This is a genomic window from Frankia sp. Allo2 (genome assembly GCF_000733325.1).
Lineage (GTDB): Bacteria > Actinomycetota > Actinomycetes > Frankiales > Frankiaceae > Frankia > Frankia casuarinae.
Map to the genome: position 1 here is coordinate 129006 of NZ_JPHT01000001.1, position 15850 is coordinate 144855.

Genomic DNA, 15850 nt, shown 5'->3' on the forward strand with positions numbered 1-15850 from the left:
CGGCCGCGGTTCCATCCGCAGGATCACCGTTGTCGGCGAGCCTGTTCTGCACCGGCCCTGTAAGAAAATCACCGAGTTCGGGACCGCGGAGCTCGCTGCGCTGATCGATGACATGTTCACCACCATGTACGGCGCCGAAGGTGTCGGACTCGCCGCGAACCAGATCGACGTCGACGCCGCGGTCTTCGTCTATGACTGCACCGACGAGGACGGTGTGCGGCACGTGGGCCATCTGGTCAACCCCGTCCTGGAGGAGGCGCCGCCGGCGGAGCGCCGGCTCGTCAAGGGGGATGAGGGGTGCCTGTCTGTTCCGGGGGCCTACATGGAGGTCGCCCGGCTGGAGCATGCTGCTGTCCGCGGTCAGGACCAGCACGGTGCCCCGCTCCGCCTGGAGGGAACCGGCTATTTCGCCCGTTGCCTGCAGCATGAGACCGATCACCTGTACGGCAGCCTCTACCTGGACCGGCTGTCGAGCCGCGGACGCAAGAAGGCCCTCCGCGAGATGGAGGAGCGGACCGAGGAGATCTTCGCCCGCCGGGTCGAGGTGGCCGCGCGGCTCGGCAGGTAGCGAGCCACCGGCGCGCGCTACCTGTCCTGCGAGGAAGGCTACCTGTCCTGCAAGAAAGGCTATCCGTCCTGCGAGAAAGAGAGAGTCGGCGGTGGATGTGGTGTTGCGGCGGGCGGCCGAGGCGGCGACGGGCTTCATGCCCACGGAGGAGGGCCTGGCGCTCTACGCGGCGGCAACACGGGTATCGGCCGGCGGCCTGATCTGCGAGGTCGGCACCTACTGCGGTAAGTCGACCCTGTACCTGGCCGCGGCCGCCCGGACGGTGGGAGCGACGGTGATCACCGTGGATCATCATCGCGGGTCGGAGGAGAACCAACCCGGGTGGGAGTACCACGACGCCGATCTCGTCGACCCGCGTAGCGGCCGGCTGGACACGCTGCCCTTCCTGCGGCGGACGCTGGAGGACGCGGGCGTCGAGGACGTCGTGACGGCGGTCGTCGGCCGCTCCGAACGGGTGGGGCGATGGTGGTCGACCCCGGCCGACCTGCTCTTCCTCGACGGCGGGCACACCGAGGAGCAGGCCCAGGCGGACTACGAGGCCTGGGCCTGCCACGTGCGGCCCGGCGGTCTCCTGGCCATCCACGACGTCTTTCCGGACCCGGCGGACGGGGGCCAGGCGCCCTACCACGTCCTGGTGCGGGCGCTGACGGAGGGCTTCCGCGAGCTGTCGTGCGCGGGTTCGCTGCGCGTCCTACGCCGCGTCGACTGAGCGGCATCCGCATGCCGGCCGCTGCCGAGGAAGCCGGCGTTCGGCGGGCGTCACCACCTCCGTCCCCGTCCGCGGCTCCGTCCGCGACTCCGGAAGCCGCCTGCCGCCCTGCCGAGGCTCGTCGGACTCCTTGTCGAGGACACAGATCCCCTCGGGGAGGCCGTCGCCGCGGAAGAGGGTCTCGGTGACCCCGCCGGCCAACGTGTCGACCGCGAGGATCACCGCCGCCGCGGTCCAGGTCGACTGTTCGGCCGGCCAGAACGTCGCGGTCTCGAACTGCCAGCCCGTCCAGTAGCTCCCGTCGGCGTGCCGCAGGTGCTGCATGTCCGTAACCAGCTTGGTCGCCGCGGCGGTCTCGCCCACGAGATGCAGGGCGATGGCTAGTTCGCAGGTCTCGGCCCCCGTGACCCAGGGCTCGTCGGCCACGCAGCGGATGCCCAGACCGTCGACGACGAAGTCGTTCCACCGGCTGGTGAGCCGGGACCGACCCGCGGACCGGCGCAGCGCTCCGCCGATCACCGGGTAGTACCAGTCCATCGACCACCGGTCGCGGGGGGCGAAGTACTCTGGGTGAGCGACGAGGGTGTGCCGCAGCGCGCCGGTCGCCCGTTCCCAGGCCGGTGGCACCTCCCCGACCAGGGCTGCGAGCGCCATCCCGCAGCGCAGGCTGTGCAACGTGCTGGAGCATCCCGTCAGCAGGGCCTCGGGGTAGTCGACACCGTCCGACGACCGGGCCCACCAGATCTGTCCGGTCGGGCTCTGCATGTCGACGACGAAGCCCAGGGCTGCCTCGACGACCGGCCAGATCCTCGTGAGGAAGGCGCGGTCACCGGTGGCCAACCAGCGGTGCCAGGCTGCGGTGGCGACATAGGCGCACTGGTTGCTGTCGGCGAAGTCCTCCTTGACCGCGCCGCCGACGTAGCTCGTCGCCCAGGATCCATCCGGCCGCTGGTTGCGACACAGCCAGGCCCACGCGGCGTCGGCGGCGTCGACCAGGCCGCCGAGGTCGAGGGCCATGGCGCATTCGAGGTGATCCCACGGGTCGGTGTGGCCACCGGGATACCAGGGGATGGCGCCGTCCGGCTCCTGGACGACGGCGATCGCGGTCGCGGTCGCGGTGAGCGCCTCGGGGGTCAGGACCGGAGCAGACTCAACCGGCCGCACGCGTTACCTCCGGTTTCCTCAAATACAGCACGATGCTCTTGCCGATGATCGGATTGAGGGCCCGCTCGGCGAGCCGGGTGATGCGGGGACGGCGCATCATGTCCCACACCAGCAGCCGGTGGTAAAGCCGCGTCGCCGGATGGTCGTCGTCGTGGACACCGACGAGACACCGCAGCCACCAGTACGGGGCGTGCAGGGCGTGTGCGAAATGGGTGCCGGCCGGTTCCAGTCCCACCGCGATCAACCGGTCACGAAGCTCGTCCCGGCGGTAGATGCGGACATGGCCCCCCTCGACGCTGTGATAAGCCGTCGACAGGCTCCAGCACACCTGCTCGGGGAACCGGTTCGGGACGGTGACCGCCACCCACCCCCCGGGCCGTAGCACCCGGGCGATCTCCGTCATCGCCGCCGTGTCGGCGGGCAGGTGTTCGAGCACCTCGGCGGCGATGATCCGGTCGAAGGTGCCGTCGGCGAACGGCAGCGCCAGCGCGTCACCGCGCACTCCGGCGGCCTTCGCCTTGGGCGGAGCCTGTCCCTCCAGGGCCATCGCGGCGAGCATCGCGTTGACGCCGGCGACCTCGCCGGCGGAGTGGTCCAGCGCGATGACCTCGGCGCCCCGTCGGAACGCCTCGAACGTGTGCCGTCCGGCGCCGCAGCCCAGGTCGAGCAGCCGGCAGCCCGCGGAGACGGGAAACTGGTCGAAGTCGACGGTCAGCATGCGTCGGCCGTCAGCCGGTCAGCGTCGACGACGCCGGTGCGGACGCCGCGGCGCCGGGTGTGACGGCGCCGGGTGTGGACAGCGGTGCCGGCGTCCACTGGGCCGCCGGTCCCGGTCCCGGTCCCGGGGCCGGGACCGGGGAGGTGGGCGTCCCGCCGACCGCCGCGATCCGCTCGGCGTACCAGTCCGCGGTGGCCGCGGCGGCCGCCCGCCAGGAGAACCGCGCCTCCACCCGGCGGCGCCCGGCGGCACCCATTCGGGCCCGTCGTTCGGGATCATCGAGCAGGGAACCGATGGCGTCNGCCAGGGCTCCCGCATCCCCCGGTGGGACCAGCAACGCGGCCTCCCCGTCCGGACCGGCGACCTCGGGCAACGCCCCGGCGGTGGTGGCGACCAGCGGGATCCCGCAGGCCATCTCCTCGACGGCGGGCAGGCTGAACCCCTCGTAAAGCGAGGGAACGACCGCGACCTCGGCGGAGCGCAACAGGTCCACCAGCTCCGGTTCCGGCATGTTGGAACGGAACGTCACGGCGTCGGCCAGGCCCAGCTCGGCAACCTGGCGCTGGGCCGTTCCCCCTTCGCGGACCTTGCCGACGCAGACCAGGTGCGCCGAGCGATCCACCCGCAGCTTCGCGAGCGCCTCGAGCAGGACAAGCAGGCCCTTAAGCGGAACATCGGCGCTGGTCACGACGACGACACGGCCCGGAACCGCCGGATTGCCCGCGGGCGCCGGCGTGAAGACGTCGGCGTCGACTCCCAAGGGAACCGTGCGCATGACCGTCGGGGGGAGGTTCATGTCCGCGATGATCTCTCGCCGGGAGCTCTCCGACGGGATGACGATGCCATCCAGCCCCCGCGCGACCCGGGCCTGCATCGGGAGGAACGAGTACCACCGGCGCAGGCCCAGCCGGGAGGTGAAGGTGGTCGCCGCGGCGAGGTGCAGGCGGCGATCGACCGTGATCGGATGATGCACGGTGCCCACGACCGGGATCCGGTACGGGCGCAGGGCTGCCCGCAGCGCCAGCAGGCCGTATCCCAGCCCCTGGTTGTCATGGACGATGTCGAACGGCGGCCGACCCCCGGATGCCCTGGGGCGCAGGGCTTGGCAGGCACGCAGGCTGAAGGCGAGCGGCTCGGAGAACTGGCCGGTCCGCATCATGGCGAACTCGACGACGNCCGGCAGGCCGTGGAACTCGGCCAGTCCGGGCCACCGGAACGGGTCGGAGTCCCGGTAGAGATCAAGGCTGGGCAGTTCGGTGAGGCCGACACCCTCCTCAAGCACCGGGTACGGCGGCCCGCTCACCACCTGGACGCGGTGCCCCAGGGCGACCAGTTCGCGGGACAGATGTCGGACGTACACACCCTGGCCACCGCAGGTGGGCAGACTCCGGTACGACAACAACGCAATCCGCAACTGTGCGCCCTCCGTCCGTCTCGGGCCATGTCCTGGTTCCTCGACGTCGAGGGTGGCGCCGCTTCCTGGCACATTAGGATATTGAGTGCCGATCTTCACTGAAATGGGCCGACACTGTGTCCTGGCCGTGTGCCCTGCGTCACATTAGGACTCTTCGTCGTGAGTCCAAGATCTGCGGCAACGAGGGAGACTTGCCCATCCAGAGGGTTTTGTGTNCGCTTTATCCCGCAGGCGCGGGGATCTTCCCGGATCACCGGTGGACGGTTTATGCAGCCGGGAGTCGTCCCTGTGGCGTTGCCCGCGACCTCGCGCAGCACGTCGGCCCGGGCCCGCTCTCAGACCTCGCCGCCACCGACGGCCCGACCATCCCACCGGGCACGGCGAGCGCCGAAGGCGCAACACGGGGGGTCAGGGGGCTTGGCCCCTCGGCCAGCATAACGGGCACGGCGAAGCCGCCCAGAGGGCGGCGATCATGATTGGCTAGCGCGTGGACCTAGGTGGACTTGAACCACCGACCTCTTCCTTATCAGGGAAGCGCTCTAACCGACTGAGCTATAGGTCCGTGCTGCGAGTCCAAGAATACAGGACGGCGGCGCAGGAGCGGGACCGCCGCCGTCCCTCCAAGCTACTGATCACTCAGAGTCAGCTCGACGCCGCCGATCATCTCGGCGCAGAGGTTGTAGAGCAGGGCACCGAGCGTGGACAGCGCGGTCATGAGGATGACGTTGATCGCCCCGATGAGCAAGCTGATCTGCATTGCCCGGCCGAACGACAGCCATCCTCGGATGTCGGTGCTGCTGCTGTCGGTCAGGGTATCGGCCGCGTCGGAGACGCTGTCGAACACGCCGATCGAGTTCAGGACGAACCACAGCACGGCGATCGCGACGAGCAGAACCACAAAGACGCAGAGGGAGAACGCGAAGCTGACCCGGGTCACCGTGAGGGGATTGNCCTNGGACAGNTTGAGCTNGNCCCGCCGGCCCTGACCGGGCGGGCGGGCGGAACCGGACGAGCCGGGACCGGACCGGCCAGGGGAGTGACCGGCACCCGCCCGCTCAGCGGAGACCGGCTCGAACTGGTCGTCGAGCGCACCGGGGGAGGTCGTGGTCACGCTGTTCAGAGCACCCGTCGTCGTGGTGGTACCCGCGGACTCCGGCGCCGCGAGCGGCCGGTCGTAGGCCGCCGTGGGGCCGGCACCGCCGGACCTCCCCCCCGCCGGACCCGGCGGGGCGGGGCGTACCGGATCGGGGGCGGGCATGCGCTCGGGCGCGGCACGGTTCCTGTCGGGCTTCGTGGTACGGCTCCTCGTCATGCTGGGCGGGCGGACCAGGGAGATCGTGTCGGTCTCCCGTGGCCGCTCGGCCGGGGGCTCCACGCGAACTGCCGGCCCCCCTGGCGTGGCTCGACCGGGTCCGGGTGGCGCCAGGCCGAGGGACTTCGCCGGCGACGATACGGCGGCCGGGCCGAGTTTCCGGGTAGCCGAGCCCGCCTCGTCGGAGTGGGTTCCAGCGGCCCCGGTACGAGCCGACCCGGATGGGGACACCGACGACGTTCCGCTGGCACGTCCCGTGGAGGTGCCAGCCGAGGACCCTGCGCCCGACACACCCGACGCGCCCGCGGAAGAGGTGGACAAGGACCGCGAGGACAAGGGGGACTTCGCCCCGTCGGGGACCGATCCGGAGCGGGACGCCGCCGAACCCGCCGCACCCGAACCCGAACCCGCCGAACCCGACGCCGACGAGCCGGGTTCAGCCGAATGGGCTTTTGACGACCCGGCCTTCGACGACCCAGTCGAACCCGTCGGCCCCCCGGCGGAGGACTGCGGCGGGTCCGCCGCGCCTCCGGCCGGGCCGCGGCCGCCCTCCCGCTCATCCACGGGCCGACCGGACCGCCCGGGCCGCTGGAAGAACGGATTACCGGACTCGGGCCCATCGCCGGCCGCGGGCACCTTCACCGTCTCGCTGCCGGCGTCCTCCCCACGGCCGTCCCGCAGCGACAACGAGCGGCCCGCGGCGTCCGCCGCGCGTCCCGACGCCGGGCCGGCGCCGGCCCGGCGGCCGGCTTCCGAATCACGCCCGGCGGAATCGGAAACACCAGCGGAACCCGCGGAATCCGGGCCCGCGGAATCCGGGCCGGAGGAGCTCGCGCCTCTGGCCGCGCCGCCAGCACCGGAGGAACCAACGGAAGCGGGTCTCACCGTGGACCGTGGGCCGGCCCCGTCCCCCCCGCTCGGCCGGCGGGACTGCTCGGTGGCACGCGATCCCTCCGCCCCGGCGGCCGAGGAGGGGCCGCGGTAGACCGCCGACCGGGCTGGCCGGTCTTCCTGACTGTCACTCACGGACTCTCCCGGTTCAGTCCTGACGGTGTGCACGGGTCCCGCGCACACCCGTCCCCTCGGGCGGCGTCGTTCTCGGCGTGGGTGGCCACGACCACGAGATCGTCAACCTCTCGGGGGCTCGCTCTCAGCTTTCCTGGGGCCCGGCGTCGATACGAGCGTCGGTGTCCTCCGCATCAGCATTACGTGCGACTCCGACAACCTGCNCCCCGGACTCCAGATCGATGAGCCGGACTCCCATGGTCTGCCGCTGCGCCCGCCGTACATCCTTGGCAACGGTCCGCAATACGCCCCCGTTGGAGGCGATGGCGTAGAGCTGGTCGTCGGGATCGACGACGAGTGCCCCCACCAGACCACCGCGAGTCGAGACGATCTTAGCGGTCAGCACGCCCTTGCCACCACGGCCCTGCACCGGGTACTCGGCCAGCGGCGTCCGCTTCGCGTATCCACCGGAGGTGGCGACGAGCAGATCCGCCGTCGTACCCGGCACGACGACGTCCATGGACAGCAGTTCGTCCTCGGCATCGAACCGCATACCGATCACACCCGAGGTCGCCCGGCCCATCGGCCGCAGCTGCTCGTCGTCGGCGTGGAACCGGATCGACTGGGCGTTACGGCTGACCAGGAGCAGATCGTCGCCGGGCGCCACGAGCCGGGCGGCGATCAGCTCGTCGTCGTCGCGCAGATTGATCGCCACCAGGCCACCGGCCCGGTTCGAGTCGAAGTCATGCAGCGCGGTCTTCTTGCACAGCCCGCGCTTGGTCGCCAGGACCAGGTAGGGGGCGGCCTCGTAGTCCTTGACCGCGATGACCTCGGCGATCCGCTCGTCCTGCCCGAAGGCCAGGATGTTCGCGACGTGCTGACCCTTGGCCGACCTGGCCTGCTCGGGCAGCTCGTGCGCCTTCGCCCGGTACACCCGGCCCTTGTTCGTGAAAAACAGCAGCCAGTGGTGGGTGGTCGTGACGAAGAAGTGCTCGACGATGTCGTCCTCGCGCAGCGCCGCGCCCTGCACGCCCTTGCCGCCGCGGCGCTGCGAGCGGTAGAGGTCAGTCTTGGTGCGCTTGGCGTAGCCACCGCGGGTGACGGTGACGACCACATCCTCCTGGGCGATCAGGTCCTCGATGGACATGTCGCCCTCGAACGGGACGAGACGGGTCCGCCGCTCGTCGCCGAACTTCTCGACGACCTCGGCGAGCTCCTCGCCGATGATCTGCCGCTGCCGGGTCGGCGAGGCCAGGATCGCCTCCAGATCGGAGATCTTCGCGCGAAGTTCGGCCGCCTCGTCGATGATCCGCTGACGTTCCAGGGCGGCGAGCCGGCGCAGCTGCATGTCGAGGATGGCGGTGGCCTGGATCTCCGACAGCGAGAAGCGTTCCATCAGCTGGCCGCGGGCCACGTCCGCCGACTCGGCGTTGCGGNTGAGGTTGATGACCTCGTCGAGGTGATCCAGCGCGATCAGCAGACCGTCCAGGACGTGCAGCCGCTCGCGGGCCTTGCGCAGCTGATAGCGGGTCCGGCGGACGATGACGTCGATCTGGTGCTCGACGTAGTAGCGGACCATCTGGTCCAGGCGCAGGGTACGCGGCACGCCGTCGACGATCGCCAGCATGTTGACGCCGAAGGTGTCCTGGAGCTGGGTGTGCTTGTAGAGGTTGTTGAGCACGACCTTGGCGACGGCGTCGCGCTTGAGGTCGATGACCAGCCGCTGGCCGATGCGCGCCGAGGTCTCGTCCCGGACGTCGGCGATACCGGTGACCCTGTTGTCCCGGACCAGTTCGGCGATCTTCTCGGCGAGGTTGTCCGGGTTCACCTGGTAGGGCAGCTCGGTGACGACGAGCTGGGTGCGGCCCTTGTTCTCCTCGACGTTCACCACCGCCCGCATCCGGATGCTGCCGCGGCCGGTACGGTAGGCCTCCTCGATGCCGTTACGGCCGACGATGAGCCCCGAGGTCGGGAAGTCCGGACCCTTGATCAGGCCGATCAGCGCCTCAAGCAGCTCGGAGTCGCTCGCGTCCGGGTGGTCGAGCGCCCACCGCACGCCCTTCGCGACCTCGCGCAGGTTGTGCGGCGGGATGTTCGTCGCCATGCCAACCGCGATGCCGCCGGCGCCGTTGACGAGCAGGTTCGGGAACCGGCTGGGCAGAACAAGCGGCTCCTGCGAACGCCCGTCGTAGTTCGGGGCGAAGTCGACCGTCTCCTGGTCGATGTCACGCAACATCTCCATCGCCAAGGGCGCCATCCGCGCCTCGGTGTACCGCATGGCGGCGGGCGGATCGTTGCCGGGCGAGCCGAAGTTGCCGTTCCCGTCGACCAGCGGGTAGCGCAACGACCAGCCCTGCGCGAGCCGGACGAGGGTGTCGTAGATCGCCGTGTCGCCATGGGGGTGGTAGTTACCCATGACGTCCCCGACCACGCGGGAGCACTTGAAGTATCCGCGGTCGGGGCGGTAGCCGCCGTCGTACATGGCGTAGAGGACCCGGCGGTGGACGGGCTTGAGCCCGTCGCGTACCTCCGGCAGCGCACGGCCGACGATGACCGACATGGCGTAGTCGAGATACGACCGCTGCATCTCGACTTCGATGCCGATGGGCTCGATGCGGTCGCCGGGGGGAGGAGGTAGGACGTCGACCACGGGGTCCTTCCAGGGCAGTGGGAGCAGTCGTCAGGGCGTCAGGGCGGGACGGGCGCCCCGGGCAACGGGGCCGGGTGGACCCGACGGCGGGCGGGATCCGGAGCCCTCCGTTCGCCGGGCCGGACCGTCGGGATCGCCGCGCCCGGACCGACCTGAGGGGTCACCCGACGACCGGTCCGAGGCACGCGACACGGCCGGGTCAGATGTCCAGGAAACGCACGTCCTTGGCATTACGTTGGATGAAGCTGCGACGCGCGTCGACATCCTCACCCATGAGCACGGAGAACAACTCGTCGGCGACCGCCGCGTCGTCGAGCGTGACCTGCAGCAGGATGCGCCGGTCCGGGTCCATGGTGGTGTCCCACAGCTCGGTGGCGTTCATCTCGCCGAGACCCTTGAAGCGCTGGATGGCATCCTTGGGCAGCTTGCGCCCGGACTCCACCCCGCGGGCGACCAGCCCGTCGCGCTCCCGATCGGAGTAGGCGTACTCCCAGTCCTCCCTACCCCATTTGATCTTGTAGAGCGGCGGCTGCGCCAGAAACACGTGACCGGCCTCGACCAGCGGGCGCATGAACCGGAACAGCAGCGTCAGCAGCAGGGTCCGGATGTGCTGGCCGTCGACGTCGGCGTCCGCCATCAGAACGATCTTGTGGTAGCGCAGTTTCGCGATGTCGAAATCGTCGTGGATGCCGGTACCCAGCGCCTGGATGAGGGCCTGGACCTCGGTGTTCTTCAGAACGCGGTCGATGCGGGCCTTCTCGACGTTGAGGATCTTTCCTCGCAGCGGGAGGATCGCCTGGAACTTCGAGTCTCGACCACCCTTGGCCGACCCACCCGCCGAGTCACCCTCGACGATGTACAGCTCGCACCGCTCGGGATCGGTGTACTGGCAGTCGGCGAGCTTGCCCGGCAGGCCGGTGCCGCCGAGCAGACCCTTGCGCCGGGTCAGATCGCGGGCCTGACGGGCGGCAATGCGGGCCCGCTGGGCGTCGAGCGCCTTGCTGACGATGGCCCGAGCCTCGGTGCGGTTGACCTCGAACCAGTCCTTGAGCGCTGAGTAGCACATCTCCTGGACGAACTTCTTGGCCTCGGTGTTGCCGAGCTTGGTCTTGGTCTGGCCCTCGAACTGNGGCTGCGCGAGCTTCACCGAGATGATCGCGGTAAGGCCCTCCCGGATGTCGTCGCCGGAGAGCCGCTCGTCGCTGTTCTTGGCCCCCGCCTTCACCGGCTTGAGCAGGTTCTGGTCCTTGGCGTAGGCGTTGACGGCGCTGGTCAGCGCGGCCCGGAAGCCCTCCTCGTGGGTGCCGCCCTCGTGGGTGTTGATGGTGTTCGCGAAGGTGTAGACCGACTCGGTGTAGCCGCCGTTCCACTGCATCGCGAGCTCGGCCTCGATGCCCACGCCCTTCGACTCCAGCGAGATCACGCTGCGGTGGATGGTGTCCTTCGTGGCGTTGAGGTGACCGACGAAGTCGACCAGGCCGTTGGCGTACTTGTAGGTGACCGCCACGCGTTCCTCGTCACGCTCGTCGACGAGCGTGATCGACAGCCCCTTGTTCAGGAAGGCCATCTCCTGCAGGCGGCGGGAGAGCGTCTCGTACTTGTACTCGGTGGTCTCGAAGATCGTCGGATCCGCCCAGAAGGTGACCGACGTCCCGGTCCTGCGGGTGGTACCGGTCTTGGCCAGCGGCTTGTCCGGGCGGGTCGCCACGTACGGCTGGAACCAGACGTGCCCATCCAGGTGGATCTCCACGTCGAGCCGGGTGGACAGCGCGTTGACCACGCTGACGCCGACTCCGTGCAGCCCGCCGGACACCGCGTACGATTTGCCGTCGAACTTCCCGCCGGCGTGCAGGGTGGTCAGCACGACCTCGACGGCGGGCCGCTTCTCGGTGGGATGCATGCCGACGGGAATGCCACGGCCGTTGTCGGTGACCCGCACCCCGCCGTCGGCAAGCAGCGTCACGGTGATGGTGTCGCAGTAACCGGCGAGCGCCTCGTCCACCGCGTTGTCCACGACCTCGTAGACGAGATGATGCAGTCCACGCTCTCCAGTGGAGCCGATGTACATGCCCGGACGCTTGCGGACCGCGTCAAGACCTTCGAGAACCTTGATCGAACTTGCATCGTAGGCCACGCGGCGGGTCCCCTCGTTCTGGGCGGAAGTATCCACCAGTCTNCCCGGCAACCCGCCATAGCGGACGCAGGGAGCCCCCTGGCGTCTGCGCAGCGCCACGCACATGGGGATGGCCAACCCCCCCTACCGGACCGACTCCCCCGACCGCCTTGGCGCGCCTCCACGACTGTCACCGACACCGCGATCCCGCGGAGCCATCATGATCGCCCCAGCCGCACCGACGGATACCACAGGCACAATCCAGGCGCCAAGGGGCACCGAGAGCACCGGGGTGTCAGGCGGGCAGCAGCCGAACGGCCGGCCTCAGCCATAGGTGTCGCGGGGCCCTCGACCGCCGGTTCGGATGGACCCGTGCCGCCAGGACGGCGCCGTCGGGCCACGCACGACGATCCGGCGGACCACGTGTGGACCGAGCTCCCGGTGCAGGATGCCGAGGAGCTGCCGGGACAGCATGCGCAGCTGGGTCGCCCAGGCCGTCGACTCCGCGACAAGTTCCAGGTCTCCGTCGCGCAGGGACACCGGGGTGCAGTGGTCGGCGATGTCCGGCCCGACGATGGCATCCCATCGGGCCAGGACGTTCGCGTCGCTCGCCTGAGCCTTCCAGCCACGGGCCGCCAGCAGCCGGTTGATCGCCGTCCCGAAACCGACCGGTTCGCGCCATTCCCGGCCGGGCGGGGCGATGCCCGGCATCCGCGGTCGGCGGGGCACCTGGTCGTCCGACGGGTCGGCCCGCCGGGCACCGAGGCGGGTCCGAGAGCCCGGGCCCCACGGGCCGCCCGTCCCGGTGGCGCCGGTGGAGGCGTCCTCATCGGCCCACGTGCCGCCGTCGGCACCCGGCATCCCGCCACCGCGACCAGTGCCGGGCCCGGCCGGACCGGGCCCGGTCGGGTGGCGGGCGGTGTGGCCGGCGCCCCACCGTCCCCGCCCACGCTCCCGCGCGTCCCGTTTGACCTGGGCGAGAATCTCCCGAGCCAGGTCCGCTCCGTGGGCTGCGGTGCCGTCCGGCCCCTCGGTCTTCCCGCGGCGCCCGGCCCCTCCCCGGGACCGCCCGGATGCGGTGGATCCGGGCACGGTGGGATGGTCCCGGGGGTCCGGGCGCTCAGTGGGCATGCTGGACCTCTCCTCCGGCGACGGCGTACCGCACCCCGGTCAGCTCTGTGGGAACGTCGGTTTCGACCGCGGCTGTGACCAGCACCTGCTCCGCGGAGGCGACGAGTTCCGCGAGCCGACCGCGGCGGCGCGTGTCCAATTCGGCGAAGACGTCGTCCAGGAGCAGGACCGGCTCGCGGTCATCGGCACGCAGCAGGTCGAACGAGGCCAGCTTGAGCGCGAGGGCGAGGGACCAGGACTCGCCGTGACTCGCGTAGCCACGGGCCGGGAGCCCGTTGATCGACAAGAGCAGATCGTCGCGGTGCGGACCGACCAGCGTCATCCCCCGTTCGACCTCCCGTGGCCGGGCGGCCTCCAGATCGGCGCGGATCGCCTCCGCCAGCATGGTCCGATCCGGTGCCGCCGGATCCGGCCGACCCGCGCCCGGCTGCTCTGGCTGGCCCGGTGGACCGGGTGGACCGGACGCATGCAAGATGTCCGGGAGGGTGACGCTGGAACGGTAGTCCAGCGCGGTAGCGGACTCGGCGCCGGCGACGGCCTCGTACGCCGCGGCCACGGCCGGCCGCAACGCGTCGACGAGTGCCAACCGCGCGGCCAGCACCTCGGCGCCATGCGCGGCCAGATACCCGTCCCAGACATCGAGGGTGCGCAGATCTCCCTGCCCCCCAGCTCGCCGGGCCGTCCCGGCGGTGCGTAGCAGGGTCGATCGTTGTTTGAGGACCCGGTCGTAGTCGGCGAGGACCGCGGCCATCCTTGGGGTCCGGGCGATCAGCAGCTCGTCGAGGAACTGACGACGCTGCGCCGGATCCCCCTTCACCAGGGCCAGGTCCTCCGGGGCGAACAGCACGGTGCACAGCAGACCGACGATGTCACGCGGCCGGGCGACGGGAGCCCGGTTCAACCGGGCCCGGTTCGCCTTTCCCGGAACGATCTCGATCTCCACCAGCGCGGCCCGGTCACCCCGGACGATCCTGGCGCGGATGACCGCCCGAGACGCGCCGTCACGGACCAGCGGGGCGTCCCCGGCGACCCGGTGGCTGGCCAACGTGGCGACATAGCTGATCGCCTCGATCACGTTGGTCTTCCCCTGGCCGTTACCACCCACGAAGGTGGCCACTCCCGGACCCAGAGTCAGGTCAAGGGCCGGGTAGGAACGGAAGTCGACGAGGGACAGGTGCGTGAGGTGCACGTCACCCGTGCAGGCGGATCGGCATCAGCAGGTACCGGTAGTCGGGGACCTCGCCGTCGTCGTCGGCCTTCCCGGTCAGGATCGCCGGCTTGTTCGCCGCCACCGCCGGGTCCTCCGCGCTGGCGAAACCGATCCGTACGACGTCCGACTCCAGCGCCCCGAGTGCGTCGAGCAGGTACGACGGGTTGAACGCCACGGACAGCTCCGGTCCGTCGTAGGTCACCGGGAGGGTCTCCGTCGCCTGCGCCTCACCGCCCGTCCCGGCCTCCAGCACGAGGTGGTCCGGGGAGAACGTCAGCTGCACCGGTGCGGTCTTCGCGGCGACCAGCGCCACCCGTTTGACGGCCTCCTGCAACGGGGCGATCTCCAGCTGCGCGATCAACGGCGAACTGTCAGGCAACAGCTTGCGGTAGGGCGGGAAGCTTCCGTCGAGCAACCGGGTCGTCGTCTGCCGGGTCGAGCCGGCGAAACCGGCCAGCGTCTCGCCGGAGGGGCCGGTCCCGAGCGCGATGGATACCTCCACCCCCGAACCCGACAACGACTTCGCGGTGTCGAGCAGGGTGCGGGCCGGCACGAGAGCGACAGTGACCGGTGTGGGCGGGGGGCCGTCCACACCGGTCACGCCGTCCTCATCGAGCCCGGCGGCTGTCTCCGACGGCCGCCACTTCAACGTCCGCACGGCGAGCCGGTAACGGTCGGTCGCGGCGAGGGTGAGAGTGTCCCCCTCGATCTCGATACGGACCCCGGTGAGGACCGGCAGCGTGTCGTCACGACCGGCCGCGATCGCCACCTGTGAGACCGCCGCGGCGAACGCGGATCCCTCGATGTGCCCCGTGATCGGGGGCATGGCCGGAAGGGCGGGATAGTCGTCCACCGGCAGCATCGGCAACGCGAACCGAGCATTGCCACAAGTGATCACCAGGCGGGTGCCGTCGATGCCCAGATCGACCGGTGCCGCGGGCAGCGCCCGGGTGATCTCCGCGAGCAGTTTGCCGTTGACGAGCCCGCGCCCCTCCTCCGACACGGTCGCGTGCACCGTGCACTGGGCGGCCACCTCGTAGTCGTACGCGGCGATCTTGAGTATCGGTCCGGTCGCGTCGAGGAGCAGGCCCGAGAGCACCTGCAACTGGGTGGTCGGCCGGCTCGGCAACGTGCGTGCGGTCCAGGCGACCGCTTCGGTGAATTCGTCCCGTTCCACCCGGAACTTCATGGTTAGGCCTCCTGTCGTTCCCTCCGGTTGTTCGGAGTTACCCCGCAGGGAACACCGACCAGCATCTCAGAGTGCCAGCAGGCGCCGACGAGCGGTCGGCCGTGCCCCGGGCGCTTGCCCGGGGCCGAGTCGCGGCACGTAGGGCTCTCGGAGCCGCGCTCGAGCCGTTGTCCACACCCCCTAGTACTAAGAGCTTTTGATCATTCTTAGAAAGATCTAGTTGGTCGTAGTAGTAGGGGGTGTGGATACTGGGGATAACCTCTGTTTCTGCAGGTCAGAGGGGTTGTTGGCCGGTGCAAATCTTGTGGGTGGATCTGTGCATGCGCGCAGTGGTTATCCCCAGGCCCGATCTGCGTCCACAAGGACCACGTTGTCCCTCCACAGGCCATCCCCGAGTTGTCCACAGGCTGTCCACTGCCACTCCACCGTTCCGACCGCAGGCTGTCCACAACGTTTTCCACAAGCTGTGGGCGGAACCACCCCGTGGGCTCGGTGAGGTCGTCCCCAGCCGTCCGTGGTTGTCCGGGGTCGTTTGGGGAAGTCCTGCCCCGCGGCGTCCGGTTCCTGCGCCACGTGTGACACCCGGCGAGGCGTCACACCCCACCTTCGGGCGGCAGCCACCGGTCCGCGGGACGTTCCGGCCGGGGGGAGGTAGGAGGAACCGTGC

General features: G+C 70.2%; 12 protein-coding genes and 1 tRNA gene. 3 read left to right on the forward strand and 10 right to left on the reverse strand.

The features are described 5' to 3' along the window. Both def and ALLO2_RS00525 read left to right on the forward strand, forming a co-directional pair. A partial coding sequence (gene def, locus ALLO2_RS00520; protein ID WP_035729007.1) for a peptide deformylase occupies window positions 1–568 on the forward strand: 568 nt, incomplete at its 5' end. 91 nt (window positions 569–659) lie between these two features. Beyond that, on the forward strand, window positions 660–1277 hold the full coding sequence (locus ALLO2_RS00525) for a class I SAM-dependent methyltransferase (protein ID WP_023839953.1): 618 nt from the start codon (window positions 660–662) through the stop codon (window positions 1275–1277). Here the strand turns inward: ALLO2_RS00525 and ALLO2_RS00530 are convergent. From ALLO2_RS00530 to ALLO2_RS00550, 5 genes are all read right to left on the reverse strand, one after another. Continuing rightward, entirely contained in the window at window positions 1260–2441 is a 1182-nt protein-coding gene (locus tag ALLO2_RS00530) for a hypothetical protein (protein WP_011434488.1), read from the reverse strand. The genes ALLO2_RS00525 and ALLO2_RS00530 overlap by 18 nt on opposite strands. Then, entirely contained in the window at window positions 2428–3159 is a 732-nt protein-coding gene (locus ALLO2_RS00535; protein ID WP_011434487.1) for a class I SAM-dependent methyltransferase, read from the reverse strand. The genes ALLO2_RS00530 and ALLO2_RS00535 overlap by 14 nt, the downstream gene beginning before the upstream one ends. A gap of 10 nt (window positions 3160–3169) precedes the next feature. Further along, a complete protein-coding gene (locus ALLO2_RS00540; RefSeq protein ID WP_035729287.1) occupies window positions 3170–4573 on the reverse strand; it encodes a glycosyltransferase family 4 protein in 1404 nt (467 codons plus the stop codon). Window positions 4574–5061: 488 nt separating this feature from the next. Continuing rightward, window positions 5062–5135: transfer RNA gene (locus ALLO2_RS00545), tRNA-Ile, on the reverse strand. Between the two features lie 63 nt (window positions 5136–5198). Continuing rightward, complete coding sequence (locus tag ALLO2_RS00550) at window positions 5199–5948, reverse strand: DUF3566 domain-containing protein (RefSeq protein WP_232234812.1); 750 nt, start codon at window positions 5946–5948, stop codon at window positions 5199–5201. 199 nt (window positions 5949–6147) lie between these two features. Between ALLO2_RS00550 and ALLO2_RS23035 the strand changes: the two genes are divergently transcribed. Then, window positions 6148–6870, forward strand: a complete 723-nt coding sequence (locus ALLO2_RS23035) for a hypothetical protein (protein ID WP_131728888.1) — start codon at window positions 6148–6150, stop codon at window positions 6868–6870. A 165-nt stretch (window positions 6871–7035) separates the two neighbouring features. Here ALLO2_RS23035 and gyrA read toward each other — a convergent pair whose 3' ends face one another. From gyrA to dnaN, 5 genes are all read right to left on the reverse strand, one after another. Beyond that, window positions 7036–9540: a DNA gyrase subunit A gene (gene gyrA, locus ALLO2_RS00555; RefSeq protein ID WP_035729009.1), complete on the reverse strand. Its 2505-nt coding sequence runs from the start codon at window positions 9538–9540 to the stop codon at window positions 7036–7038. A 199-nt stretch (window positions 9541–9739) separates the two neighbouring features. Beyond that, on the reverse strand, window positions 9740–11674 hold the full coding sequence (gene gyrB, locus ALLO2_RS00560; RefSeq protein ID WP_035729010.1) for a DNA topoisomerase (ATP-hydrolyzing) subunit B: 1935 nt from the start codon (window positions 11672–11674) through the stop codon (window positions 9740–9742). 303 nt (window positions 11675–11977) lie between these two features. Beyond that, entirely contained in the window at window positions 11978–12784 is an 807-nt protein-coding gene (locus ALLO2_RS00565) for a DUF721 domain-containing protein (RefSeq protein ID WP_023839956.1), read from the reverse strand. After that, a complete protein-coding gene (gene recF / locus ALLO2_RS00570) occupies window positions 12774–13973 on the reverse strand; it encodes a DNA replication/repair protein RecF (protein WP_011434480.1) in 1200 nt (399 codons plus the stop codon). Before recF ends, ALLO2_RS00565 begins: the two co-directional genes overlap by 11 nt. Window position 13974: 1 nt before the next feature. After that, window positions 13975–15183, reverse strand: a complete 1209-nt coding sequence (gene dnaN, locus ALLO2_RS00575; RefSeq protein ID WP_023839957.1) for a DNA polymerase III subunit beta — start codon at window positions 15181–15183, stop codon at window positions 13975–13977. Window positions 15184–15850: the final 667 nt, after the last annotated feature.